Source organism: Ruegeria sp. YTSA105 (genome assembly GCF_059610225.1).
On record NZ_JBXWNE010000016.1, the window covers coordinates 1 to 22,244 of the forward strand.

The following is a 22,244-nucleotide window of genomic DNA, read 5'->3' on the forward strand; positions in this document are numbered from 1 at the left end:
AATGAGTGTTGAGTGATCGGAGGCGGTGATGAGATCGTTCGTCGAATAGTCTCAGACCTAACCGTCGAAACAAAAAAGCCCGCCCCAAACGGGGGCGGGCTTTTTCTGTTTGGAATGCATCTTTATTTCTGGGACTGACTGCGCCTGCGCGCGGTCATTGCCCGGCCGTCACGGATACTCATACCCATCAATGTCAGATTGGTGGCACCAGCGACCAATTCGATGACCTGAACAAGGTAGAAGCTGGTGTCGAAGGCCCCGGCTCCGGCCTTTGCTTTCAGGTAGAGTGCTGCGGGTACCAGAATAAGCAGGCCGTTGGCTGCGATGATCGGCATTCTTTTCTTTTTGGCCAATGCCGAAGCATCTTTGCGCCGGCTTCCCATCGACATTCCTGTGGCGCCGACAATTACCATGGCCGGGACCAGCAAGAACAGGCCATAGACGATCATGGTTTTTACTGATGCCACGGTCGCGTGGGAAGCGAAGATCTCGCTGTACAAAGTAGATGTCCAGAATGTCAGGATTGTTAGAAATCCGATAACTCCAGCGATGGGGTGGATTGTTCTGATCATGGGTCGCCTCCACTTTTTGCCTTAGGCAACACAGTGGTTGTCGACCGTCAGCTTGCGCAGAAGATGTGGTCGCGTCACTGCGCTGTCCGGGTAGTCGGCGATACGGCTTTGGAATTCAGGATTGGTAAAGGCCTGACGGAAACTCTTCACATCTTGCCAGACAGCATAGTTCACGAAGGTCGCGCTGTTGGCGATGCCTTTGTGCAGTTGCGTCGAGATGTATCCCGGTTGCGATTTCATGAAATCCGCGTCGTGGGACCAGGCGGTCAGCAGGGCGTCTTCGTCCTTGGCGTCAACCGTGAACAGGTTGATCAGAACGACGGGGCCTTCCTCGGTTTCCATCTGGTCAGCCAGGGTTGCGATTTCGTCCAGTTCTACGATGCGTGCCATTCTTTGATCCTCTTTCAGAAAATAACATAGCAAGCTATATAATATTGCATAGCATGCTATGCAAGTGTATTTATCCGACATGGATTTCACGAAAGAAGACTCTGCCGGATATCTGGTCAATCACATGGCGCGCTTGTTTGCCCGGGACCTGCAGCAGCGTATCTCTCCTTTGGGGATCGTCGTTGGGCAATTCCCCATTTTGCTGGAGCTTTGGCAAAAGGACGGCGTGTCGCAAAAAGAGCTGCTTGGCAAAATCGACGTCGAGCAGGCGACGTTGGCCAACACGCTCAACCGGATGGAGCGGGACAGTTTGGTCAAGAGAACCAAAAACCCAACCGATGCCAGAGCTCAGCTGATCTGGTTGACCGAAAAGGCGTCAGGGATACGCGCGGAGGCATATGAGGCCGCCCAGACCGTAAACGCGCAGGCGCTTGCGGGGCTGAGCGCCGAGGAACAACGTCAGTTTCTGGACCTCATGCACAGGGTGATTTCGGGCATGCGCCAGGAATAATGAGTTACAGCGCGGAATTCGCAGCGGCCCGCACGGCGCGGATGTTGTCGCCATAGACCCCGGGCTGATCTACCGATCCACCTTTGAACACAGCTGAGCCGGCAACCAGAACGTCGGCGCCTGCGGCCGCGACCAGCGGGGCGGTGTTTGGATCAACGCCGCCATCAATCTCAATATGGACGGGACGGTCGCCAATCATCTGGCGCAGGCGGCGGATTTTGCTGGTCATGTCGATGAACTTCTGGCCGCCAAAGCCGGGGTTTACGGTCATAACGCAGATGAGATCGGTCAGATCCAACAGGTGCTCCACCGCTTCGGCCGGAGTGCCCGGGTTCAGCGCGATACCGGCCTTCATTCCTGCAGCGCGGATGGCCTGCAAGGTGCGGTGCGAATGCGGCCCTGCCTCGATATGGGCGGTCAGGACATCGGCCCCAGCATCCGCATAGGCCTGAATGTAGTGATCGACTGGGGTGATCATCAGATGCACGTCCATCACCGTTTTGACATGCGGACGAAAGGCTTTGACGGCGGGTGGACCAAAGGTCAGGTTGGGGACAAAATGGCCATCCATCACGTCGATATGCACCCAGTCGGCGCCCTGCGCCTCGATGGCCTGAATCTCGGCACCGAAATTGGCGAAATCGGCGGACAGGATCGACGGGGCGATCTTGATAGTGCGGTCAAAGCTCATGGTGGCCTCGTGTCATCTGAACAGTTGAGGATGCGTATAGCGTTGAGGTCAGATGATGGATAGCCCCCGCGACAATCGCGCCGTAACAAAACTTTCACCTTACTGACACACAGCCGTTGAACAGTGGCTGTAGCTGACCGCCAAGACGAATTGGGGGTGGCCTGTGCTGCGTATCGACAAACTGACCAAACGCTTCGGCGAAAACATAGCCGTGGATGCGGCGACTTTGGATGTAGACAAGCCGTGCATGATCGGCATCATCGGGCGATCCGGCGCCGGGAAATCCACCCTTTTGCGGATGGTCAATCGCCTGACCGATTCCAGCGAAGGCAAGATCCTGTTCGAAGGCCGCGATGTCACCCAGTTGAAGGGGCGAGAGAAGCGGGCGTGGCAGGCCGAATGCGCCATGATCTTTCAGCAGTTCAATCTGGTGCCGCGCATGGATGTGGTGTCGAACGTGCTGCATGGCACACTGAACCGCCAATCGACACTGGCCACCATGTTCAACCTGTTCCCGATGGAGGACATCCACCGCGCCATCGACATTCTGGATCGTCTGGGCATCGCCGAACATGCGCCGAAACGGGCCGAGGCGCTGTCGGGTGGACAGCAGCAGCGTGTCGCCATCGCGCGGGCTTTGATGCAGGACCCCAAAATCATTCTAGCGGATGAGCCGATCGCATCGCTGGACCCGATGAATGCCCAGGTGGTGATGCAGGCCCTGCGCCGCATCCACGAAGAGGATGGCCGCACGGTCATCGCCAACTTGCACACGCTGGATACCGCGCGCCGCTATTGCGACCGCGTTGTCGGCATGCGCGACGGCCGCATCGTCTTTGACGGGTTGCCCGAACAACTGACCACCGGCGTCGCCCGCGAGATCTATGGGGCCGATGCGAGTTTCTCGGAAGAGGCCACCTCGACCGAGATCGAAACGCTCGACGCCACCCAGAAGGCCCTGATGGAAGCCGAAGCCACCATCTGAGCCACCCCAACCACCTTTCATCGCCCGACCCGATGAGAGGTCGGGGACATCAACCTGGAGAGAGACAGATGAAAAACCTAATTGCTGCCCTTGTTGCGACCACTGCCATGGCCGCGCCCGCTATGGCGCAGGAAATAAGCGAATTCCGCATTGGTATTCTGGGCGGCGAAAACGCCCAAGACCGAATGAGCAAAAACGAATGCCTGCGCGAATACACCGAAGAGCTGTTGGGCGTTCCGACCAAGCTGTTCGCCCCTGCCGATTATAACGGTGTGATTCAGGGCCTGCTGGGTGGCACGATTGACGTCGCTTGGTTGGGTGCGTCGGGTTACGCCAAAACCTATCTGAGCGATCCCGAAGCGGTTGAGCCGGTTCTGGTCAAGGTCAACAGTGATGGCGGCTATGGCTACTACTCGGTAGGCTTTGCGCGCAAAGACAGCGGAATCGCTTCGCTGGACGACATGAAGGGTAAGGCCTTTGGTTTTGGTGATCCGAACTCGACCTCGGGCTACCTGATCCCTTCGATCGAGATTCCACAGGCCACCGGTGCGACCATGGACTCGGGCGATTACTTCGGTGAGGTCAAATTCACCGGCGGTCACGAACAGACTATCGTTGCGGTAAACAACGGTGACGTTGACGGCGGCGTGACCTGGGCCGACGGTCTGGGCGATTGGGAAGACGGCTATCAGTCGGGCGCGCTGCGCCGCGCTGTTGATGCCGGTCTGGTCGACATGAACGATCTGGTCGAGATCTGGAAATCGGCGCCGATCCCGGAAGGCCCGGTCGTTCTGCGCAAGGCCTTGCCCGAAGATGTCAAAGTTCAGGTCACTGAATTGTGGAACACGCTGGATGAAAAAGACCGCGAGTGTTTCTACGGCGTGGCAGCAGGCGAAGCCAAGAGCTTTGATCCCATCACGCACGAAGCCTACGAGGTCATCATCGAAGCGCGTAAGCTGAAGTCGAACTAAGCCTGCAACTCACATGATCGGGGTCCGGTGTTATACCGGACCCCGTTTTCTCAGGAGCATTCTATGACAGACCTGACCGCAGGGTCCCACAGTGTCGATCAGATCCGCGACGAATACTCAGAAATGACCCGGCGAAAACGGGCTTATGGCGGCATTCTCCTGATCCTGTTTGTGGCTTTGATGGCCGCAGGGTTCCGCACTGCGGATGATCGAAACGCAGGCAGTTTCGTTGATGGTTGGCGCAGGGTTTTCGACTATCCGGCCGAAGTTCTCTCGGAAGCGTGGGAAAAGATCGGCGCGATGCCGGAAAATCTGATCCGGTTCTTTCCGGCCCTGATTGAGACGATCAATATCGCGGCAGCATCAACCCTGATCGGTACGATTGTGGGGACATTTCTTGCCCTGATGTCGACACGGGGCATGGCGCAGTGGCCATCTCTGATCCCATTGTTTCGTCGGATTTCCGATATCTGCAGGGCCATCCCTGAAATCGTTATCGCGCTGGTTTTGATCTTCATTCTCGGCGGCGGTCCGGTTCCGGCAATGATTGCGATTGCCATCCATACCGCCGGCGCGTTGGGCAAGCTGTTCTCGGAAGTGAACGAGAACGCTTCGCTGAAGCCGGTTGAGGGGCTGCATTCCGTGGGCGCAAACTGGTCGCAACGGATGTATCTGGGCGTGATCCCGCAGGTCGGACCGAACTATGTCAGCTATGCCTTGCTGCGGTTCGAAATCAACATCCGTGCCTCTGCCATTCTGGGTTTCGTCGGTGCTGGCGGTCTGGGCTATGAGCTGCGCAATGCGATGTCCTGGGGGCAGGGGCGCTATGATGAGGCTGCGGCCATTTTCCTTCTGCTTTTTGTCACAATCATGGTCGTGGATCAGCTGTCCGGCTATCTGCGGGATCGCCTGACCCACGGGTCGGAAAAAGGAGCTTCGGCATGACGACCTTTGCCACTGATCTGTCGACAGATGACCTCAAGGCCGAGGCCGGTCGTCTGTTCAACCGCAAACGGATCGTGAATTTCGGGTTGCCCGGCCTTGTCGCTTTTTACCTGATTTACGTGTTCTTTGCCTTTGACGTGCCTGGTATTGCCGGGCGTGCAAATTGGGAAAACGGCAAGACGCTTGTTGCCGACAGTTACAGCTACAAAACCCATGTCACGCGGGATAACCGCAATGGTGATGTGTCCGTTGCGGTCGAAGGGGACCGCAAAGGCACCTATCCTGACGGGACCGCACCCGACTGGGTGGCGTTGGGCGAAACCACGATCATTGACCTGGAAGATGGTCACGTGGTGCGTTTCGGCCCCGAGACAATCGAATACGATATCCCTGGCTATGGCGTCGTGCGCGCTACGCCCAGCCGGGCCTCTGGGGTGCAAGCAGAGTTACCGGCGGGCGATGTTCCAGACTGGATCAATGTCTCGAAAAATCGGCTGGCGATCACCACCGATGCCGGGCGTCTGACCGTGACCCGCAACCGGTCCGAAGTGTTTCGCTATTTCCCAGGGTGGGAGCTGTTTTGGTTCACCCTCGACAGCCCGTATTATGGCAAATCTTTCCCCGAGTTGGTCAGCCGCGCCACCGCCGGTGAGGCCAGTGCTATTTTCAACGATTTCTGGACCAACAAGATCTGGCGGCATCAGGATGTGGCCTGGGCCATCTTTGAGACGATCCTGATGGCGTTTCTGGGCACCATGGGGGCAGGGATTATCGCCTTGCCACTGGCGTTCCTGGCGACGCGGAACTTTAACCCCTTGCGGTCGGTGCGCTTTGCCACACGGCGGGTGTTCGACTTTGTACGCGGTGTGGACGCCTTGATCTGGACCGTTGTTCTGGCACGGGCCTTCGGCCCAGGGCCGTTGACCGGAGCGCTGGCAATTCTGGTGACCGATACCGGGACATTCGGCAAGATATTCTCAGAAGCGCTGGAGAATGTGGATGAGAAGCAGATCGAGGGCGTGCAGTCGACCGGTGCGAATGCGCCGCAGCGCTATCGCTTTGGCGTGATCCCACAGATCACTCCCGTGCTGTTGAGCCAGCTTTTGTACTTTCTCGAATCCAACACCCGCAGCGCGACCATAATTGGCGCGATTACTGGCGGCGGCATTGGTCTGTTGCTGACGCAGGCGATCATCACTCAGAAAGATTGGGAAGAGGTCGCCTATTACATCGTTCTGATCATTCTCATGGTGATGTTGATGGATTGGTTCTCGGGCTGGTTACGGCGTCGTTTGATCCAGGGCGACAGCGGCAAGAAGAGCAAGCCGAGCAACGCGAAAACCAAAGATTTTATTCTGCCGTGAGCGCAGCTTGAAAGGTCAGGACTATCGCACGATTGCGCGCGGATGAACCGTTCATCCATCCCGATTGCCAGATTACCAACAGCAGCTTTGGTGCATTTGTCGAGATTGGCACCGGCAGCCGGATCGCCAACGCGGTCTGGGGCGACTATTCCTATTGCGACCGGACCTGCGACATCGCTAATGCAAGGATCGGTAAGTTTTCGAACATTGCCAGCTTTACCCGGATCGGCGCTACGGATCACCCGTTGCAAAAGGCCTCGCTGCATCATTTTAGCTATCGGTCGGCTGACTATTGGGACGATGCCGAGGATGATGCGGAGTGGTTTGCCCATCGCGCAAGCCGGATCGCATTTATCGGGCATGACACATGGATCGGTCACGGAGCGATCATCAAGCCCGAGGTGACAATCGGTAATGGTGCGGTCATCGCATCCGGGGCGCTGGTGACCAAAGACGTGCCGCCCTACATGATCGTTGCTGGGGTGGCGGCCCAACCACTCCGCCCCAGGTTCCCACAAGCGGTTGCGGATCGGATGGAGCAGTTGGCCTGGTGGGACTGGGACAACAGCCGCTTGCGTGACGCATTGCCGGATTTTCGCAAACTAGAGGCTGAGGCGTTTTTGGAGAAATACGAATAGCTGGCCCTGTGACCCTGGGTGCTCCGCGCTCGCAGAAGCATCGGTTTCGCCGATTCCCCTTTGCGGCCTTGGGCCGGGCGCCGCGCTTTGCGCGGCGCTACGCCCAACGGGATGAGACCTCCGATAGGAGGTTGAAGACGGGCGGGAGACCTACGGGATCAATCCTCGTTCAGGGTCAGCGTGACTCGCTCTCCGGCAAAGGTTGTTCTTCCGTACTCGACAGGATTGCCATCGGGGTCTGCATTGATGCCGATCGAAAACAAGACTGGTGCGCCCTCGGGCAGGTGCAGGTGCAGAGCTTGAGTTGCCGTGGCCGCGCGCGCGGTCAGGCGGGTTGAGATGCGCGTGTAATCTGGCACATCGCATCTTTGCAGGGCTTTGGTGACGGATTGGGTTTCGGTTAGAATCTGCAGAATGTCAGGAAATCGCTTGGCCGGAAAAACGCTTTGAAACAGGCCGATGGGTTGCCCGTCGGCCAGAGACAAACCGTCATAGACATGCACCGTGTCGCCGGTTTCAAGCCCCAATGCATCGGCCTCGGCTTCATCCGCGGCCCGTGTGGTCAGGGCGAGGATCTTCTTGCCGGGCATCTTGCCGTTGGCCGAGATGCTCTTGTGGTATCGCACCCGCTTACCAATCGGATACTCGGTTGGTCGGGTGGCGACGAATACACCGGCCCCGCGCCTAGAATGGACCAGCCCCTGGTCGGCCATGTCAGACAGCGCCCGACGAACCGTGTGGCGGTTAACGCCATGCGTTGCGGCCAGTTGCGCTTCGGTCGGCAGCCGGTCACCGGTTTGATATCGCCCTTCGGCAATGTCCGACGTCAGGCTTAGGGCGATGCTTTTCCAGATCGGCGTTTTGTTCATGTCACCAAAAATTCACACAGTTGCGATTGCGAGTCGCCGGGCGGCGGTCTATGATTTGTATAGTTGTATAGGATAAGTAGACAACCCCGCCAAGAGGCTTTGATGACACAACAGACAGATTCCGCGACCGAGGTGCGTAAGACCTGGATGGGCCTGTTGGCCCGCGCGCCAGATGAAGCCACGTTGGCGCTGTGGGAGGGTCTCACGGACCGTCCCGGCTTTGAATGGCTGCGCAGCCCCGAAGTGGGCGGCGTGATGGTGCGCGGACGTACCGGCGCCACCGGGGCGCCGTTCAACCTGGGTGAAATGACGGTCACGCGCTGCTCGGTGGTCTTGCAGGATGGCACGGTTGGACATGGCTATGTTCAGGGCCGGTCAAAGCCCAAGGCCGAAGCTGCAGCTGTGATTGATGCGATGATGCAGACTGCGGCAGCAGACCATGTGCAGGAAAACCTGCTCGGTCCGCTGGAACAGAAAATGCAGGCGGTCAAAATCGCGCGGGCGGCAAAGGCGGCGGCAACCAAAGTAGAATTCTTCACGCTGGTTCGGGGAGAAGATTGATGACTGCGCAAACTCAATTCTCGGGCGGGTTCCAGAACATACCGGTTGATTCCGCACATGCTTTTCGCGCGGCGATGACGGTGATGGCATGCCCAGGCGAAATCCGCAGCCTGTCAGGGGCCGTGCCCCCAGCGCCTTTGTCGGTAGCAGCGGGCACCTTGTTGCTGACTTTATGCGACCCGGAATCCAAGGTACATCTGGCGGGTGAGCTCGACACCGACGCTCTGCGCGAATGGCTGACCTTCCACACCGGCGCGCCGCTGGTTCCTGCTGCCGAGGCGGATTTCGCCGTCGGCACTTGGGGCGGAATTGGTGGGCTGGATCGCTATCGCATCGGAACTGCCGAGTATCCGGATCGGTCAACCACTCTGATTGTTGAGCGTGACAGCCTGGATCAGTCCGGTGCCATTTTGCACGGTCCCGGTATCAAGCAGAGCGCAGGCTTGAACCTACCCGATATCCCTGCGTTGCAACGTAATGCGGCTCTTTTCCCTTTGGGATGTGACTTCTTCTTTACCTGCGGTGACAAGGTCGCGGCCCTGCCGCGCAGTACCCAGATCAGAGCGGAGGGTTAAGCGATGTATGTTGCCGTCAAAGGAGGCGAAAAGGCGATTGAGAATGCCCATGCCTGGTTGGCCGAAGAGCGCCGAGGCGCCCCGGATGTGGCCGAGCTTAGCCTGGTCCAGATCCGGGAGCAGCTGAGCCTGGCGGTGAACCGGGTGATGGCAGAAGGATCGCTGTATGATCCGGACCTTGCCGCACTGGCGATCAAACAGGCGCGTGGCGATCTGATCGAAGCGATCTTTCTGATCCGCGCCTATCGCACGACATTGCCGCGTTTTGGTTATTCCGAACCGGTTGAAACGGGCAATATGGCCTGTGACCGTCGGATATCGGCGACGTTCAAGGATGCGCCGGGCGGGCAGGTGCTGGGCCCGACTTTCGACTACACCCACCGCCTGCTAGATTTCAAACTGGCTGCGGATGGTGAAACTCTACCCGCGCCCGAAGGTACGGCGCGACACGAGCCGACCCCGCATATCACCGAATTCCTCAAGGGTGAGGATATTATTCAGGACGAGCCGGTCAGTGATGCTGCGCCTGGCGACCTGACCCGCGAACCGCTGGAGTTTCCGGCAGACCGTCCGCTGCGGTTGCAATCGCTGGCGCGCGGGGATGAAGGGTTTGTGCTGGGCATGGCCTATTCGACTCAGCGCGGCTATGCCCGCAACCACGCCTTTGTTGGCGAGCTGCGGATCGGCAAGGTCGCGGTCGAGATGGACATTCCCGAACTGGGCTTTGCCATCGAGATCGGCGAAGTCGAGTTGACCGAATGTGAGACGGTGAACCAGTTCCAAGGCTCAAAGACTGAGCCGCCACAGTTTACACGCGGCTATGGGCTCGTCTTTGGCCAGTCTGAACGCAAATCCATCGCCATGGCTCTGGTCGACCGGGCGCTGCGGTGGGAGGAGCTGGGCGAGGACAATCTGGGCGCACCTGCACAGGACGAGGAATTTGTCCTGAGCCACTCAGACAATATTCAGGCAACGGGTTTCCTCGAACATATCAAGCTGCCGCATTACGTGGATTTTCAGTCCGAACTGGAATTGGTGCGCAAGCTGCGCCGCGAGGCCGAGGAACGGATTGCATCGAGGGAGGCTGCGGAATGAGCTCTGTACGCTTTGCCCTACAGGCTCGTCCTACGGTTCAAAAACCAGTCGCTGCCCTGATTGGGCGATTTCCTGCCGAAAGCTTCGCGCGAATTCACGATTTCAAGCGATTCCCATTCGCACGAAAGGTCGCGGGCCATGGCCCCGAGGCGCCACTTTGCGCGAAAATTGCGCCAGATAAAATAGAGCATAATCGCCAAAAAGAGCGAACAAATATCAAATACGTTCATAAAAACACCAGAAACAAAATAGTTACATCAAATGACTGAATATAACTTCGCATATCTGGACGAACAAACCAAGCGGATGATCCGTCGGGCGATCCTCAAGGGGTTGGCTATTCCCGGATATCAGGTGCCATTTGCCAGCCGAGAGATGCCGATGCCTTATGGCTGGGGTACCGGAGGCGTGCAGGTATCTGCCGCAACTTTGACCCCGGACGATACGTTCAAGGTGATTGATCAGGGCGCGGATGATACGACCAATGCCGTGTCTATCCGTAAGTTTTTCGAGAATACGGCGGGCGTCGCCACCACCGAGGAAACCGAGAAGGCGACGGTCATCCAGACCCGCCACCGCATCCCCGAGGCGAAGCTGCGCGCGGATCAGATTCTTGTCTATCAAGTGCCGATCCCGGAACCGCTGCGGTTTCTGGAACCGCGCGAGACCGAGACACGCAAGATGCACAGCCTCGAAGAATACGGGTTGATGCACGTGAAACTGTACGAAGACATCAGCCAGCATGGTGCGATCTCAACCGCTTATGCTTATCCTGTGATGGTCTCGGACCGTTATGTGATGGACCCGTCCCCCATCCCGAAATTCGACAACCCAAAGCTTGAGATGGACGCGATCCAGCTGTTTGGCGCGGGCCGCGAGCAACGTATCTACGCGGTGCCACCGCATACCAAGGTCGTCAGCCTCGATTTCCAGGATTACCCGTTCGAGGCCACCAAGGCCGACCATCCCTGTGATCTGTGCGGGGCCGAGGACAGCTATCTGGATGAGGTCATCATGGATGATGCAGGTACCCGCATGTTTGTTTGCTCGGACACTGATTATTGCCGGTCGCGCCGCGAGGCGGGCCATGTGGGCCGTTTGGCCAGAGAGGATGCCGCATGAAACGAGAAGATGTGCTTGGAATTGACCACCTTGGCCTTACGGTTTCGGACCTCGACGCCACGCGGACGTTCTTTGTCGATGCGTTGGGTTGGGAGGTCTTCGGCAGCAATCCGGATTACCCGGCGGTTTATGTGACCAATGGCGCGGCGAAGCTGACGCTTTGGCAGCAAAAAGGCAAGGGGTTACAGGGGTTTGACCGGCACAAGAACGTGGGGTTGCATCATGTTGCCTTGAAAGTTCCCGATGAAGAAGCGCTGACAGCGGTTTTTGATGCGGTCAAAGACTGGCCTGCCGTCGTTGTCGAGTTTGCACCTGAACCCTCGGGTTCAGGTCCGAAACTCCATTTCATGATCCGAGAGCCGGGCGGCAATCGGATCGAGTTTTCATATGACCCAAGGTGAATGAAATGACACCGCTGCTGAGTGTACAGGATATCAGAAAATCCTACGGGGCCCGTATCGGCTGTACCGATGTGAGTTTTGATCTCTATCCCGGCGAGGTGATGGGGATCGTGGGTGAGAGTGGTTCGGGCAAGTCAACCCTGCTGAACTGTCTGGCGGGTCATCTGGTGCCGGATGCGGGGCAGGTGATCTTTGACACTCGTGCAGACGGTCCGGTGGATACCGTGACCATGTCGGAACCTGAACGCCGGATGCTGAGCCGCACCGATTGGGCATTCGTGCACCAACATGCGCGCGATGGCTTGCGTATGTCTGTCAGTGCGGGCGGAAATATAGGCGAACGACTGATGGCCGTAGGTGGCCGCCACTATGGCGATATCCGCGACAAGGCGATCGACTGGCTGGGTCGGGTTGAGATCGAAGCGGAGCGGGTTGATGATCGTCCGTCCGCGTTTTCCGGTGGCATGCAGCAGCGCCTGCAGATCGCGCGGAATCTGGTGACCGGCCCCAGGCTGGTCTTCATGGATGAACCGACTGGTGGTCTGGACGTCTCGGTACAGGCTCGCCTGTTGGACCTGTTGCGCGGGTTGGTTCGGGAAATGGGGCTGAGCGCCATCATTGTCACCCATGATCTTGCTGTTGTCCGTCTGCTGGCGGATCGGCTGATGGTGATGAAAAGCGGTCATGTGGTCGAGGCCGGATTGACTGATCAGGTTCTGGACGATCCGCAGCATGCCTATACGCAACTGCTGGTGTCCAGCGTGTTGCAAGTATGAGGGCCGGGACAATGATTGAACTGAACAATGTCAGCAAAAGCTTTACCCTGCACAATCAGGGGAGCGCAGTGATCCCGGTCATGCAGGGCGCTACGCTCAGGGTTGAACCGGGTGAATGTGTGGCGCTGACCGGCGCGTCGGGGGCAGGTAAATCCACCTTGATGCGGGTGATCTATGGCAACTATCTGGCTGCCTCGGGTCAGGTTCTGGTCGGTGGTTTAGACGTCGCCAAGGCTGAACCGCGCGAGATCTTGACCCTGCGGCGCGAAACGCTGGGCTATGTCAGCCAGTTCCTGCGCGTTGTGCCCAGAGTGCCGACGCTTGAGGTCGTGGCCGAGCCGCTTCTTGCTGTTGGTTGCGAAAAACAGATGGCACTGGACAAGGCTGCGGGTCTGCTCGAGCGTCTGAATATTCCTGAACGGCTCTGGCCCCTTAGTCCGACGACTTTTTCGGGCGGCGAACAGCAGCGCGTGAACATCGCGCGCGGCTTTGCCCATGAATACCCGGCCATGCTGCTGGATGAACCCACAGCCAGTTTGGATGCGCTGAATCGCGAAACCGTCCTGTCCCTGATCCTTGAGGCGAAAGAGCGCGGAACGGCGATTATCGGCATCTTCCATGATGTTGACGGGCGGAAGCAGGTTTGCGATCGCGAGATCAACGTTTCGCAATTCACGCCGGGAATTGCGGCATGACGCTTGCCCCGGTCATAGCGGTTGTCGGTCCGTCAGGTGTCGGCAAAGACAGTGTGATTGAGGCGTTGGAAGCCCGCGCAAAAGGTATCCAGCGGCTGCGCCGTGTCGTCACCCGCCCCGAAGGCGAAGCGGGGGAAGATTTCAGACGGGTCACAGATGACGCGTTTCGACAGATGGAAGGTGAGGGCGCATTCGCGCTCAGCTGGCATGCACATGGGTTGCTCTATGGTGTGCCGAAAGAGATTGCGCAGCAACGTCAGGTGGCGGAGGCAGTTCTGGTCAACCTGTCGCGCGCTGTGTTGTTGCAGGCGCAAGAGATCTTTGGCGATCTGATTGTTATCTCGTTGACCGCAGACGCGAGCGTTCTAGAGCAACGCTTGTCATTGCGCGGGCGCGAAAGTGACAGCGAACAGGCGCGTCGGTTGGGCCAGGCCAAGACCCCTTTGCCTAAGGGGCTGGTCCGGGTGATCGAGGTCGACAATTCTGGTGCTCTGCAGGATACGGTGGCCAAAATTTTGTCCCGCCTTCAGTTGGAAAGCGCATAGCGATGGATCAGGTGAAACCGTCCATCCTCGGCCTCGCCCATCAGGGCCAGATCCGCAATTCGAAAGGGTTTTGGCAAAAGCGGCCCCAGATGGTTTTCCAGGGTCTGCTGAACCGAAGCAAGCACGGGCTTGTCCAACCTGCCGCTCAAGGTGATGTGAAACCGAAACGCGTTCAGCACATAAGGGTATCCCCATTTGACCAGGTTGGCGTCCTGATCCGGTGTCAGTCTGGTGGCGCGGCGATGGTCAAGTTCAGCCGCCGACGGTGGGGACCGGAACATATCAAGCTCTTGAACACAGGCGGCGGCCAACGCGTTCAGCGCGGCTGTGTCGCCCAGTGGTCGCAGGGCAAGAAACCGGCCAAGGCGGGCAATCTCAAGACCTTCCATCATGATTGCGCATTGGCTGGCAGCAAGGGTGGCGCAGGCCTCTTGCAACGCTGTGACGGATTGCCCCTCGCGCAGGCGGAACGGGGGTTTCATGGTCGCGTGCAGCCCGTATTTTCGCGGTACCTCCGTAACCGCTGCAACATCCACACCATCCAGCCCAGGATGGGCGACCTCGGTGCCAGCCTCCATGTCCCAGCCCAGCCAACGGGTTGCGAATTGCGTCCACTCCGCCGTGACGGGTGGCGCAAAATAGATCGCGTATCGCGTGAATGTCACATTGGCCTCCTATTGCGTGGCCTTCCAATACCTCAAACTGTGTGAAGTTCAGATGACAGAAGAATTGATCCTTGCCAATGCCACGCTGATCCTGCCCGACGAAACCATTAACGGCAGCGTCCGGGTTCAGGGCGACAGCATCACCGAGATCGATACAGGCGCGGCGGTTCCAAGCGGTGCAATCGATTGTGAGGGTGACTATGTCAGCCCCGGTCTGGTCGAGCTGCACACAGACAATCTGGAACGTCATATCCAGCCCCGCCCCAAGGTCGACTGGCCCCATGCGGCGGCAATTCTTGCCCATGACGCCGAACTGGCCAGCACGGGCATCACAACCGTGTTCGATGCGATGCGCGTCGGGTCGATCCCGACTGGTCCGCGCTACAACAAATACGCACGTGGCCTGTCCCACGAGCTGTGGCAGTTACGAGAGCAAGACGCCTTAAAAATCAGCCATTTCTTGCATTTGCGGGCCGAGTTGTGTTCAGAAACGCTGGTCGAAGAACTGGATGAATTCGGCCTCGAGGACCGTGTCGGGCTGGTGTCACTGATGGACCACACGCCCGGTCAGCGTCAATTCCGTGATATCTCAAAGCTCGAAAGTTATCTGAAAGGAAAGCTGGGGTTGGAGGGCAAGGAATTCCAGCAGCATGTCGCGGACCTCAAGGCGATGCGGGACAGGAACGGCGAAAAGCACGAGGTGGAAGCCGTAAAGGCGGCCAAACGTTTTAGGGCCATGCTGGCCAGCCATGACGACACCACCCGGGAACAGGTACATGTATCAGCGGGCCACGGTATCCGGCTGGCCGAATTCCCCACTACCGTCGAAGCGGCGCGGGCTTGCCACGATCACGGGATCAAGGTGATGATGGGGGCGCCAAATGTAATCCGGGGCGGGTCACATTCGGGGAATGTGGCCGCCAAAGAACTGGCCGATCTGGGACATCTGGATATTCTGTCTTCGGACTATGTGCCGGCCGCGTTGTTGCTGTCGGCGGCACGGCTGGGCGAGATGTGGGACAACATGGCCCGTGGACTGCGGACCGTTACGATGTCCCCGGCGCAGGTGGTCGGGCTGGAAGACCGTGGCGAGCTGCGCGCAGGCGCGCGCGCCGACGTCATTCGGTTCCGGATGCGTGAAGGGGCGCCTGCCCTGAACGGAGTGTGGTCGCGAGGGCGACGTGTGGCCTGATCAGGCCCTGTAGAAAAGGTATCGGTCGGGTGCGATGGTCTCCGGTCCGGCGATCTGTTCAAACCCAACCAGTGGTTGGCCGGATATCAGCAGCCCACCGGGCAGCATGACCTGAGAGATCAACGGGCTGAGCATCGCCGCCTCAGCCACATCATCCTGCTTGATACCGCGCCCGAAATCGTAATGTGCCAATGCTATTTTCGGGCCACCGGCTGCTAGTTTCTTTAACATAGGACCCGCTTCGCCCTGCAGAAAATCCTCTGCCGGAGGGGTGCTGGACGGGTGGCACTGTAAAATCCGGTCCATGACCCAGATGCGCCGGTCTGGTAGAATTTCACGTAGGTGATCATAGGTGCGGCCATTCCCCAAACCCATGTCCAGTATATCGCCGCTCGTATCTGTAATCTGATCGACCGCCCAGTTCAGCCCGTCGCGTTGGGCCGTCAGGCGGCGCAGCATTGAATCCAATCGGCTCATTCGGGTCTCCGTGATTTATCGTTTTTTGGGGCGGTCCAGACGGTCGCCGGACCATCCAGAAACCGCGTCAGAATGTCCCGCGTAAAGGACCAGATATCTTCATCATGCACCAGGTGATGCGTCAGGATCCCAAACGGCTCGGTATTGTCCGCAGTGCCATCGCGCCGGTTCCGAAGCAGATCTGTGGCCTGAGCGATCAGCTTGTCCCGAGGGGCCAACCCTCGTGACCCGCGCCAGTCGATCGGGTCCAGATGCGTGTTGACCTGCATAAGGCCAGGTGCCGCCATCTTTGCCTTTCGGGGGGTGGCGGTGGACAGGATGCGATATCCCAGGCCCGGCAATTCCTGAACCATCTCTGACGCGATCCGGTTCCAGGGTGGCACAAACATAGGGCACAGCTTGTCTGGGAACAGGCTCTGTAACCGGGCCAGCCCGGCCCGCGCATCTCTGCGGATGTCCTGAAAGGGGCGATGCAGTCGAAACTCTGATTTCTTCTCGTTTGTCGGAGCGTGGTTTTGATGGGCCCAGCCATGGACCACCGGTATCAATGCGGGCGAGCCTTCGACATGGGTAACCAGATATTCATCTGCGTCGCGCGGAATAATCGCCAGATGAACCGGCAGTTCCAGTGATGCGGACAGCGCCTCTAGACGTTCCAACTGTGGCGTGACACAGACCGCGTCATCATCCCTCCACCACAGCGGCAGAGACAGCCCGTCCCGCCGCCACAGATCAAGCTCGGTCATCAGGGGGTGCCAATCACCGGTCATGGGCGTGATCCAAAAGTGATTGTACAATCTCGACAGATTTTGCAGCCCCGTCAAAACCCTGACCGGCGATTGGCCGTGCGGGGGCCGCCAGGACGGCCTCGACAGCCTTCGCGAGGGTTTCATCGGTCAACTGGTCGCTTGGCAATACGTCTATTGCGCTCAGCTTCGACAGGCTTTGGCCGCGCAAGGTCTGCTCGACTTCGCTTCCGTCGTCGAAGGGTATGAAAACCGAGGGTACGCCAGACTGCAGGATGTCCAACGCCGTGTTGTAGCCGCACATGCTGACCGACGCGGCGGCCAAGGGCAGCATCTGTCGAAAGTCCGGACGCACCGGTTCCAGCGTGACAGGGGCGTCGCCAACACCTGCTGTCAGGCGTTCTATGCGTGCTGCGGAGTCCAGCCCGCCTACCAACAGGCGCCAGCGCCTGTTGGGCATCTTTGGTGCGGCCTCGATGGCCGCCTGAAAGATAGGTTCGCCCACCGACCCACCGCCAGCGCTTACCAGAATCTCACCTTTACCAATCCCTTCGGGATGCGGGGTCGGTGCCGTAGGGGCCACGAACCCGGTATAGAACAGGCGATGCGCCAGACGTTCCGAGACTGGCCAGCTTACATCCAGCGGGATCATGTTCTGGTCTGAATGGACAAGGACACCGTCAAAGAGGTCAAGAATGATTTCCTCGGTGCGCTGGGCTTTGGCAGGTTTGGACGGGGGCGCCAGTATGTCCCTGACAGATCCCAAAATAACCGGACGGGGACCCTGTGCGTGGGCCGCCTCCAACAGGGCGTCGAACTCATCCGCCAGAGATCTGCGGCCAAAGGGGTACAGCTCGGTGATCAGCGCATCCGGGGCAAAGCTCCGCAGCGCCTCTGTCAGGGCAACCTTGCGAGCGTCGAAATAGGCAGGATGCGCGGCCTCATCCGTTTGCGTCAGCAATCGCGTGAAATTGGTGCCGTCCGAGCGCAATGGCGGCAGCCCTAGCAAGTCGATCCCGGTATGGTCCAGCTGCGGCGCGGGCATTCCGCCTGAGACGAGCAATACCTTGTGACCCTCAGCGGCAAAGGCCCGGCCCAATGTAAGCGCGCGGCTGAGATGTCCGGTGCCCAGCAGATGGGTCACAACGATCATCACCCTCATATGCGGGTCTCCTGCCGGATCAAACGGATAGGGTCAGTTTCGGGGCGCATGGACTCCATGTCCACGATATAGAGGCGGTTGCGCTTGATCTTAAAGGGGGCGGGGCCGTCAAAATCCCATCCCCAGGCGCGGGCCAGAATGACCCGCATGATACCGATATGGCAAACGGCTACGGTATTTTCGCCAAGACTTGTAAGCCAAGGTTCCAGCCGCTGCCAGATTACGGCGGGGCTTTCACCTCCGGGGGGTAGGAAATCCCAACCCCAATCCTCGATATGGCGATAACCGCTTGCGGGATCGGCAATGAGATCGGTGCCGTGCTGCCCCTCCCAAGCGCCCCAGTTCATTTCCACGAGGGCCTCGGACTTCAACGGTTCGCGCCCTGAAACCAGTTGTGCCGTCTGGGCCGCACGCGCCAAGGGACTGGACCAGACCATAGCCTGATCCCAAGGGGAGGGCAGGGAATAGCATGCCAGTTCTGTCAGTGCCTGTTCATCCAATGGAATATCGCTGCGCCCCTGAATGCGCCCGGCGCGGTTCCACGCCGTATGCCCGTGGCGCAATAGGGCGAGCTTGCTCATGTGGATGCCTCCAGCAAAGGATCAACAGCCGTCCAGAACCGATCAGTTGCATCTGGCATCAGGTGGCGCGCGGCTATATATGCGGCCGATTGGCTGCCTTGAGAAGACCGCAATGCCGGATTGTCCAGAAGAGTGCGCAGCCTTAAGGCCAGCCCCTTGGCCCCTTCAGCAACCGAAGGATAGTCGGACGGCATAAGCACATCCCGGACGCCCGGCCTGTCTTGCGCGACCACGGGGATACCATGTGCCTGAGCCTCTAGATAGATCATGCCATAGGCCTCATTCACGCCGGGCCAGACCATCAGGGATGCGGTAGCATAAGCCTTGCGCAGCGCGTCGCGATCAAGCTGCCCCAGAAACCGGACTTTCGTGCCAAACTTGGCCATCAGCGCTTCGATTTCGGCGCGGGCGGGACCATCGCCCGCAATAGACAGGGACCAATCGCCCTGCAGGTGGCGCAGTGCCTGTTCAAGCACCCGGTAAGAGGCCAGCTTGTCGCCGTGTCGCATCATGCCCACGGCCAGCATCGGGCCATCGCAGCTAGAGGCCTGCGGCAGCGAGGAGGCGGGAAGAAACGGCGGAAGCTCGACAAGCGCCTGATTTCCGAACTGCTCGCGTTCCAGCGTGATGAGGTCATTGGCGGTGTGATAAAAGATCACCCGGGCCGCGTCGCAGGCCTGATGGGCCGCTTGGGCAAACCCTGACCATGGCCCCTGAAGGCGGCTGTAGGCACGGGTGCTTTCAAGCTGAACATAGGGTATGTTTCGCGCCGTACTTACACGGGGTCCAATCAGATCAGGGGCCTTGTAATAATTGTGATAGGTCACCCATAGTGCAGTGTCAGCAGGCAGGTCGCAGGTCAGGCGCAGCACCTCGGCTTCAGCCTCATGGCGCAGCTTGGCCTGGACCTCTTTGTCGCCGTGCTTGTCGAATACGCGCAGGTCCGAGGCCAGATCCACCGCATCCCCTCGGGCTTGGATTGCAAGAAGAATATTTCGTGCCATTTCCCGGTCCCCCGACGGCACCGGGCTGTTGGGGGATTTCATCGGGGCATAGAAGGCGATGCGCGGCATCAGCTCTTATGCGCGCCCAGCGCGCTTAACCTGGCAGACAAAAGCGCTATGCCCGGGTCCATGCGGAATTCGGCGATCAGGCGATCATAGGCAGCGCCCGCCATACCAGCAGCCTGCGCGGGGTTGGCCGCCAGCTGTGCAATCGCATTTGCCAGCGCGACCGGATCGTCATCCGTCAGGACGCCATGCGTGCCTGTCTCGATAAACTCAGGAATCGCAGAAACGGGGGTCGACAGGATCGGCAGATATTGCGAGGCGGCTTCCATCAACACATTGGGCAAGCCATCCCGGTCCCCATCTGTGGCAATCCGGCTGGGCAGAACAAACAGGTCTGCTGTGCGCATCGCGGCGATGACCTCAGGTTGGTCACAGGCACCTTTCCAGGTGATGCGCCCGGACAACCCGGCCGATGCGGCCCGGTTCTGCAAAGTATCACTCAGGCTTCCTCCGCCGATATGCGTCCAGTGCCAGTCAAGATCGTCCGGCAGCATGGCGAATGCATCAATCAGGCGATCGAAGCCTTTCTTTTCGACCAACCTCCCAACGGACAGCATATGAAAAGGGCTGTCAGCGGGGCGTAAGCCGCGTTCCGGCGGGGCTGGAAAGCGGCCCAGATCCAGCCCGTGATAGATCAGTTCAACCCGTGCCGGATCGTCGGCTAGGCTGCGCAGATGCTGGGCGCCGATCGCGGTGCAGGTTGCACCAAAAGCTGCTCCGTAAGTGTCGGAGTGCAACTTTTCCGATTTTTCCCAATCCGGTGACGTCCAGATATCTTTTGCATGGGCTGAAAAGCTCCACGGAAGGCCGCGCATGATCGCGGCATAGCGCGCGACCGACGAGGGCGTATGCATGAAATGCGCATACAGAACCTGTGTGCTGGCGGGCAATTCCGCAGCCAGAACGCAGGCCTGACCGAACCGACGGATGCGGTTATGCGTGGGATCGCGGCGCAAATCAGCGCGCCAGACCTTATAGGCCGCGCCGTATCCCGGAAGGCACTGCGCTTGTTCGCGGGCAGCCCATATGCGCTGAGGTTCTTGATACAGATATTCCGGCAGATATCGAACCTGGCCACGAAACCTGTCGTGCAGCGGATGCCGTTTCACATCGGTTGGATGACGCAGGGACCAGATGTCGAACTGATGGCCGGCCTCTTGCAGAGCAACAAGTTCCTGCGCGATGAACGTTTCGGACAGGCGCGGCCAACCCTTGACCAGCACCGCCAGATTGGGCGCGCCTGCGGTCATCCGGTTGCCCGTTCCTGTTCCTGATTCAGCAATACCTCAATGCGCCCGGTGACATAGTCCAACCCGTCCAGCAGGCCCTGTTCAATGGCCTGAGACGGCAATGGCTGATGTGGTAGATCGCGAATGGCACGGACCATGGAATCGGTTGTTAGCCCGTCACGGAACTCGTCCAACATCCGGATCAGTCCCAGATCCTCGGCGCGTGAGGCACGGATCCACTGTTCCATACGCGGACTGGTCCGTGGAACAATGACGGCGCGTTTGTCAAAGGACAGGACCTCGCAGAAGGTATTATACCCACCCATACAGACGACGCCAGCCGCGCCGTGGAACAGCGTTTCGATCTGGGATTCAAAGCCGACGGCGGTCACACGCCCGTTCAAGGCAGCCACACGTGTTTCGAATTCGTCCCGCAGATCACCAGACAGGAACGGGCCATAGACCAATACCGCGCGTGGTGACAGGTCGGGGTCCTTTTCGTAAGCCGAAAGAACCAGGTTCACCATCGCCTTGCCGTCCCCACCACCACCTGGGGTAATCAGGATATAGGGCTGCTCCGGTGGGGTACCGATTGGCCCCAGATCACGACGCAAATAGCCAGTCCAGTGAATGCGCGACTGGGCCGCGTGATTCAGAGGCAGCCCCTTGGTCGGATCATAGATCGAACGCAGCCCGTAAACCCAGATTTCATGATAGAATCTTTCGGTCGCTGCAGTTGCCTCTTTCCGTTCCCACTCTGCGGCCAGAACTTCGGGTTCATCCAGAACATCACGCAAACCCAGCACCAGTTTGGTGCGCTGCGAGAGCAAAAGGTTTTCGAGTGTTGGCAATAGCTCGCCGCGGAACCCGGTGGGTTCTTTGTCTACGATCAGAATGTCCGGGTCAAACTGCTGAACGGCGGTCTGAATCAACCCCGATCGCAACTCGGTCACCTCGTCGATCCCCATCCCGATTGTCTGAGACGCGTATGACCCGTCCGCCCGTTTGGTCACGCCAGGCAGACGCACGTGGTCGACCCTGCGCGGAAATGTGAACCGGCCAGCGACAGGCGATCCGGTCAGGATCAGGGATGATGCCGATGGATCCGCCTGCGTAATTGCGGCGGCCAGTGCACGAGACCTGCGCAGATGGCCCAGCCCGAACGTGTCATGGCTGTAGAACAGGATCCGTGGCGCGCGGCCAGTAGTATCGTTTTGTCTTCCTAGGCTCATGCCTTCGCCTGTCTTAAGTGTCTTGGTGTCGGTCCGCGCATCGGCACCTGTCAGCTTATCGTCTTTCACCCGTCTTGCCAAAGGGCCTTGTGACCCGCCGACTGGAAGGGACTGCGTAAAACGTCAGCCATTCCTCTGGTAAGCCGCAAGGTGCCTTTTCGTTTTTGCGCAAAGACCTTAGCTG

Annotated in this window: 28 protein-coding genes; 15 read left to right on the forward strand and 13 right to left on the reverse strand. The window is 58.9% G+C overall.

The genetic code is table 11. The features are described 5' to 3' along the window. Window positions 1-122 precede the first annotated feature (122 nt). Both AC2FH2_RS16820 and AC2FH2_RS16825 read right to left on the reverse strand, forming a co-directional pair. Complete coding sequence (locus AC2FH2_RS16820) at window positions 123-572, reverse strand: hypothetical protein (protein ID WP_142639317.1); 450 nt, start codon at window positions 570-572, stop codon at window positions 123-125. 21 nt (window positions 573-593) lie between these two features. Further along, a complete protein-coding gene (locus tag AC2FH2_RS16825) occupies window positions 594-962 on the reverse strand; it encodes an antibiotic biosynthesis monooxygenase family protein (protein WP_142639319.1) in 369 nt (122 codons plus the stop codon). A 79-nt stretch (window positions 963-1,041) separates the two neighbouring features. Here AC2FH2_RS16825 and AC2FH2_RS16830 point away from each other — a divergent pair, with 79 nt between their 5' ends. Then, window positions 1,042-1,473 (forward strand): MarR family winged helix-turn-helix transcriptional regulator, encoded by a 432-nt coding sequence (locus AC2FH2_RS16830; protein WP_142639321.1) that lies wholly within the window; start codon window positions 1,042-1,044, stop codon window positions 1,471-1,473. A 4-nt stretch (window positions 1,474-1,477) separates the two neighbouring features. Here the strand turns inward: AC2FH2_RS16830 and rpe are convergent, their stop codons facing one another. Further along, complete coding sequence (gene rpe / locus AC2FH2_RS16835; protein WP_496824471.1) at window positions 1,478-2,164, reverse strand: ribulose-phosphate 3-epimerase; 687 nt, start codon at window positions 2,162-2,164, stop codon at window positions 1,478-1,480. 163 nt (window positions 2,165-2,327) lie between these two features. Between rpe and phnC the strand changes: the two genes are divergently transcribed. The 5 genes from phnC (at window position 2,328) to AC2FH2_RS16860 (ending at window position 7,067) form a co-directional block, all read left to right on the forward strand. Continuing rightward, window positions 2,328-3,149, forward strand: coding sequence for a phosphonate ABC transporter ATP-binding protein (gene phnC / locus AC2FH2_RS16840; protein ID WP_142639325.1), 822 nt, complete (start codon window positions 2,328-2,330; stop codon window positions 3,147-3,149). Window positions 3,150-3,217: 68 nt separating this feature from the next. Continuing rightward, window positions 3,218-4,120 (forward strand): phosphonate ABC transporter substrate-binding protein, encoded by a 903-nt coding sequence (gene phnD, locus AC2FH2_RS16845; RefSeq protein WP_496692907.1) that lies wholly within the window; start codon window positions 3,218-3,220, stop codon window positions 4,118-4,120. A 63-nt stretch (window positions 4,121-4,183) separates the two neighbouring features. Next, the gene (gene phnE, locus AC2FH2_RS16850) at window positions 4,184-5,065 is read left to right on the forward strand and encodes a phosphonate ABC transporter, permease protein PhnE (RefSeq protein WP_496709906.1); all 882 of its coding nucleotides are present in this window, start codon (window positions 4,184-4,186) and stop codon (window positions 5,063-5,065) included. Beyond that, window positions 5,062-6,429 (forward strand): phosphonate ABC transporter, permease protein PhnE, encoded by a 1,368-nt coding sequence (gene phnE, locus AC2FH2_RS16855; protein ID WP_496824474.1) that lies wholly within the window; start codon window positions 5,062-5,064, stop codon window positions 6,427-6,429. The genes phnE (AC2FH2_RS16850) and phnE (AC2FH2_RS16855) overlap by 4 nt, the downstream gene beginning before the upstream one ends. A 23-nt stretch (window positions 6,430-6,452) precedes the next feature. Further along, window positions 6,453-7,067 (forward strand): LbetaH domain-containing protein, encoded by a 615-nt coding sequence (locus tag AC2FH2_RS16860; RefSeq protein ID WP_281973431.1) that lies wholly within the window; start codon window positions 6,453-6,455, stop codon window positions 7,065-7,067. Between the two features lie 158 nt (window positions 7,068-7,225). Here AC2FH2_RS16860 and phnF read toward each other — a convergent pair whose 3' ends face one another. After that, the gene (phnF, locus tag AC2FH2_RS16865) at window positions 7,226-7,936 is read right to left on the reverse strand and encodes a phosphonate metabolism transcriptional regulator PhnF (RefSeq protein ID WP_496824476.1); all 711 of its coding nucleotides are present in this window, start codon (window positions 7,934-7,936) and stop codon (window positions 7,226-7,228) included. 102 nt (window positions 7,937-8,038) lie between these two features. Between phnF and phnG the strand changes: the two genes are divergently transcribed. Genes phnG through AC2FH2_RS16880 form a run of 3 tightly spaced genes read left to right on the forward strand, consistent with a single transcriptional unit; the run spans window position 8,039 to window position 10,167 of the window. Beyond that, window positions 8,039-8,497 carry a phosphonate C-P lyase system protein PhnG gene (gene phnG / locus AC2FH2_RS16870; protein WP_496824478.1) on the forward strand — a complete coding sequence of 153 codons (459 nt, stop codon included), beginning with the start codon at window positions 8,039-8,041 and terminating at the stop codon, window positions 8,495-8,497. Beyond that, on the forward strand, window positions 8,497-9,072 hold the full coding sequence (phnH, locus tag AC2FH2_RS16875; RefSeq protein ID WP_496824480.1) for a phosphonate C-P lyase system protein PhnH: 576 nt from the start codon (window positions 8,497-8,499) through the stop codon (window positions 9,070-9,072). The genes phnG and phnH overlap by 1 nt, the downstream gene beginning before the upstream one ends. Window positions 9,073-9,075: 3 nt before the next feature. Further along, on the forward strand, window positions 9,076-10,167 hold the full coding sequence (locus tag AC2FH2_RS16880; RefSeq protein ID WP_496824482.1) for a carbon-phosphorus lyase complex subunit: 1,092 nt from the start codon (window positions 9,076-9,078) through the stop codon (window positions 10,165-10,167). A gap of 17 nt (window positions 10,168-10,184) precedes the next feature. Here the strand turns inward: AC2FH2_RS16880 and AC2FH2_RS16885 are convergent, their stop codons facing one another. Continuing rightward, window positions 10,185-10,397 carry a hypothetical protein gene (locus AC2FH2_RS16885; RefSeq protein ID WP_496824484.1) on the reverse strand — a complete coding sequence of 71 codons (213 nt, stop codon included), beginning with the start codon at window positions 10,395-10,397 and terminating at the stop codon, window positions 10,185-10,187. Between the two features lie 31 nt (window positions 10,398-10,428). Between AC2FH2_RS16885 and AC2FH2_RS16890 the strand changes: the two genes are divergently transcribed. The 5 genes from AC2FH2_RS16890 to AC2FH2_RS16910 are packed head-to-tail and all read left to right on the forward strand — an operon-like array spanning window position 10,429 to window position 13,706. Continuing rightward, window positions 10,429-11,289 carry an alpha-D-ribose 1-methylphosphonate 5-phosphate C-P-lyase PhnJ gene (locus AC2FH2_RS16890; RefSeq protein WP_142639343.1) on the forward strand — a complete coding sequence of 287 codons (861 nt, stop codon included), beginning with the start codon at window positions 10,429-10,431 and terminating at the stop codon, window positions 11,287-11,289. Further along, window positions 11,286-11,690, forward strand: coding sequence for a VOC family protein (locus AC2FH2_RS16895; protein WP_271951521.1), 405 nt, complete (start codon window positions 11,286-11,288; stop codon window positions 11,688-11,690). Before AC2FH2_RS16890 ends, AC2FH2_RS16895 begins: the two co-directional genes overlap by 4 nt. Before the next feature lie 5 nt (window positions 11,691-11,695). After that, on the forward strand, window positions 11,696-12,466 hold the full coding sequence (phnK, locus tag AC2FH2_RS16900; protein ID WP_496707701.1) for a phosphonate C-P lyase system protein PhnK: 771 nt from the start codon (window positions 11,696-11,698) through the stop codon (window positions 12,464-12,466). Window positions 12,467-12,477: 11 nt separating this feature from the next. Further along, window positions 12,478-13,161: a phosphonate C-P lyase system protein PhnL gene (gene phnL, locus AC2FH2_RS16905; RefSeq protein WP_281973437.1), complete on the forward strand. Its 684-nt coding sequence runs from the start codon at window positions 12,478-12,480 to the stop codon at window positions 13,159-13,161. Continuing rightward, window positions 13,158-13,706 carry a ribose 1,5-bisphosphate phosphokinase PhnN gene (locus AC2FH2_RS16910; RefSeq protein WP_142639351.1) on the forward strand — a complete coding sequence of 183 codons (549 nt, stop codon included), beginning with the start codon at window positions 13,158-13,160 and terminating at the stop codon, window positions 13,704-13,706. Before phnL ends, AC2FH2_RS16910 begins: the two co-directional genes overlap by 4 nt. On the opposite strand, the gene AC2FH2_RS16915 is transcribed toward AC2FH2_RS16910, so the two are convergent. Next, window positions 13,688-14,371, reverse strand: a complete 684-nt coding sequence (locus AC2FH2_RS16915; protein ID WP_496824486.1) for a DUF1045 domain-containing protein — start codon at window positions 14,369-14,371, stop codon at window positions 13,688-13,690. The genes AC2FH2_RS16910 and AC2FH2_RS16915 overlap by 19 nt on opposite strands. A 52-nt stretch (window positions 14,372-14,423) precedes the next feature. Between AC2FH2_RS16915 and AC2FH2_RS16920 the strand changes: the two genes are divergently transcribed. Continuing rightward, window positions 14,424-15,563, forward strand: a complete 1,140-nt coding sequence (locus AC2FH2_RS16920) for an alpha-D-ribose 1-methylphosphonate 5-triphosphate diphosphatase (RefSeq protein ID WP_496824488.1) — start codon at window positions 14,424-14,426, stop codon at window positions 15,561-15,563. Here the strand turns inward: AC2FH2_RS16920 and AC2FH2_RS16925 are convergent, their stop codons facing one another. Genes AC2FH2_RS16925 through AC2FH2_RS16955 form a run of 7 tightly spaced genes read right to left on the reverse strand, consistent with a single transcriptional unit; the run spans window position 15,564 to window position 22,060 of the window. Continuing rightward, on the reverse strand, window positions 15,564-16,040 hold the full coding sequence (locus AC2FH2_RS16925; protein WP_496824490.1) for a class I SAM-dependent methyltransferase: 477 nt from the start codon (window positions 16,038-16,040) through the stop codon (window positions 15,564-15,566). Beyond that, window positions 16,037-16,810, reverse strand: a complete 774-nt coding sequence (locus AC2FH2_RS16930; RefSeq protein ID WP_496824492.1) for a polysaccharide deacetylase family protein — start codon at window positions 16,808-16,810, stop codon at window positions 16,037-16,039. The genes AC2FH2_RS16925 and AC2FH2_RS16930 overlap by 4 nt, the downstream gene beginning before the upstream one ends. Continuing rightward, entirely contained in the window at window positions 16,800-17,948 is a 1,149-nt protein-coding gene (locus AC2FH2_RS16935) for a glycosyltransferase family protein (RefSeq protein ID WP_496824494.1), read from the reverse strand. The genes AC2FH2_RS16930 and AC2FH2_RS16935 overlap by 11 nt, the downstream gene beginning before the upstream one ends. After that, window positions 17,945-18,529, reverse strand: a complete 585-nt coding sequence (locus AC2FH2_RS16940; RefSeq protein WP_496824496.1) for a histidine phosphatase family protein — start codon at window positions 18,527-18,529, stop codon at window positions 17,945-17,947. The genes AC2FH2_RS16935 and AC2FH2_RS16940 overlap by 4 nt, the downstream gene beginning before the upstream one ends. After that, window positions 18,526-19,602, reverse strand: coding sequence for a glycosyltransferase family 4 protein (locus AC2FH2_RS16945; protein ID WP_496824498.1), 1,077 nt, complete (start codon window positions 19,600-19,602; stop codon window positions 18,526-18,528). The genes AC2FH2_RS16940 and AC2FH2_RS16945 overlap by 4 nt, the downstream gene beginning before the upstream one ends. Then, complete coding sequence (locus AC2FH2_RS16950; RefSeq protein ID WP_496824500.1) at window positions 19,602-20,849, reverse strand: glycosyltransferase; 1,248 nt, start codon at window positions 20,847-20,849, stop codon at window positions 19,602-19,604. The genes AC2FH2_RS16945 and AC2FH2_RS16950 overlap by 1 nt, the downstream gene beginning before the upstream one ends. Next, window positions 20,846-22,060, reverse strand: coding sequence for a glycosyltransferase family protein (locus AC2FH2_RS16955; protein WP_496824555.1), 1,215 nt, complete (start codon window positions 22,058-22,060; stop codon window positions 20,846-20,848). Before AC2FH2_RS16955 ends, AC2FH2_RS16950 begins: the two co-directional genes overlap by 4 nt. Between the last annotated feature and the right edge of the window lie 184 nt (window positions 22,061-22,244).

What these genes read in the sequence shown, in the direction of transcription:
- AC2FH2_RS16945 (WP_496824498.1), bottom strand. Translation starts at nt 19,602, where the DNA reads ATGCCGCGCATCGCCTTCTATGCCCCGATGAAATCCCCCAACAGCCCG.
- phnH (WP_496824480.1), top strand. Translation starts at nt 8,497, where the DNA reads ATGACTGCGCAAACTCAATTCTCGGGCGGGTTCCAGAACATACCGGTT.
- phnL (WP_281973437.1), top strand. Translation starts at nt 12,478, where the DNA reads ATGATTGAACTGAACAATGTCAGCAAAAGCTTTACCCTGCACAATCAG.
- AC2FH2_RS16930 (WP_496824492.1), bottom strand. Translation starts at nt 16,810, where the DNA reads ATGACCGGTGATTGGCACCCCCTGATGACCGAGCTTGATCTGTGGCGG.
- rpe (WP_496824471.1), bottom strand. Translation starts at nt 2,164, where the DNA reads ATGAGCTTTGACCGCACTATCAAGATCGCCCCGTCGATCCTGTCCGCC.
- AC2FH2_RS16925 (WP_496824490.1), bottom strand. Translation starts at nt 16,040, where the DNA reads ATGAGCCGATTGGATTCAATGCTGCGCCGCCTGACGGCCCAACGCGAC.
- AC2FH2_RS16950 (WP_496824500.1), bottom strand. Translation starts at nt 20,849, where the DNA reads ATGACCGCAGGCGCGCCCAATCTGGCGGTGCTGGTCAAGGGTTGGCCG.
- AC2FH2_RS16935 (WP_496824494.1), bottom strand. Translation starts at nt 17,948, where the DNA reads ATGAGGGTGATGATCGTTGTGACCCATCTGCTGGGCACCGGACATCTC.
- AC2FH2_RS16830 (WP_142639321.1), top strand. Translation starts at nt 1,042, where the DNA reads ATGGATTTCACGAAAGAAGACTCTGCCGGATATCTGGTCAATCACATG.
- AC2FH2_RS16880 (WP_496824482.1), top strand. Translation starts at nt 9,076, where the DNA reads ATGTATGTTGCCGTCAAAGGAGGCGAAAAGGCGATTGAGAATGCCCAT.
- AC2FH2_RS16920 (WP_496824488.1), top strand. Translation starts at nt 14,424, where the DNA reads ATGACAGAAGAATTGATCCTTGCCAATGCCACGCTGATCCTGCCCGAC.
- phnE (WP_496709906.1), top strand. Translation starts at nt 4,184, where the DNA reads ATGACAGACCTGACCGCAGGGTCCCACAGTGTCGATCAGATCCGCGAC.
- AC2FH2_RS16820 (WP_142639317.1), bottom strand. Translation starts at nt 572, where the DNA reads ATGATCAGAACAATCCACCCCATCGCTGGAGTTATCGGATTTCTAACA.
- AC2FH2_RS16885 (WP_496824484.1), bottom strand. Translation starts at nt 10,397, where the DNA reads ATGAACGTATTTGATATTTGTTCGCTCTTTTTGGCGATTATGCTCTAT.
- AC2FH2_RS16825 (WP_142639319.1), bottom strand. Translation starts at nt 962, where the DNA reads ATGGCACGCATCGTAGAACTGGACGAAATCGCAACCCTGGCTGACCAG.
- AC2FH2_RS16955 (WP_496824555.1), bottom strand. Translation starts at nt 22,060, where the DNA reads ATGAGCCTAGGAAGACAAAACGATACTACTGGCCGCGCGCCACGGATC.
- phnF (WP_496824476.1), bottom strand. Translation starts at nt 7,936, where the DNA reads ATGAACAAAACGCCGATCTGGAAAAGCATCGCCCTAAGCCTGACGTCG.
- AC2FH2_RS16940 (WP_496824496.1), bottom strand. Translation starts at nt 18,529, where the DNA reads ATGAGCAAGCTCGCCCTATTGCGCCACGGGCATACGGCGTGGAACCGC.
- AC2FH2_RS16895 (WP_271951521.1), top strand. Translation starts at nt 11,286, where the DNA reads ATGAAACGAGAAGATGTGCTTGGAATTGACCACCTTGGCCTTACGGTT.
- AC2FH2_RS16890 (WP_142639343.1), top strand. Translation starts at nt 10,429, where the DNA reads ATGACTGAATATAACTTCGCATATCTGGACGAACAAACCAAGCGGATG.
- phnG (WP_496824478.1), top strand. Translation starts at nt 8,039, where the DNA reads ATGACACAACAGACAGATTCCGCGACCGAGGTGCGTAAGACCTGGATG.
- phnE (WP_496824474.1), top strand. Translation starts at nt 5,062, where the DNA reads ATGACGACCTTTGCCACTGATCTGTCGACAGATGACCTCAAGGCCGAG.
- phnK (WP_496707701.1), top strand. Translation starts at nt 11,696, where the DNA reads ATGACACCGCTGCTGAGTGTACAGGATATCAGAAAATCCTACGGGGCC.
- AC2FH2_RS16910 (WP_142639351.1), top strand. Translation starts at nt 13,158, where the DNA reads ATGACGCTTGCCCCGGTCATAGCGGTTGTCGGTCCGTCAGGTGTCGGC.
- phnD (WP_496692907.1), top strand. Translation starts at nt 3,218, where the DNA reads ATGAAAAACCTAATTGCTGCCCTTGTTGCGACCACTGCCATGGCCGCG.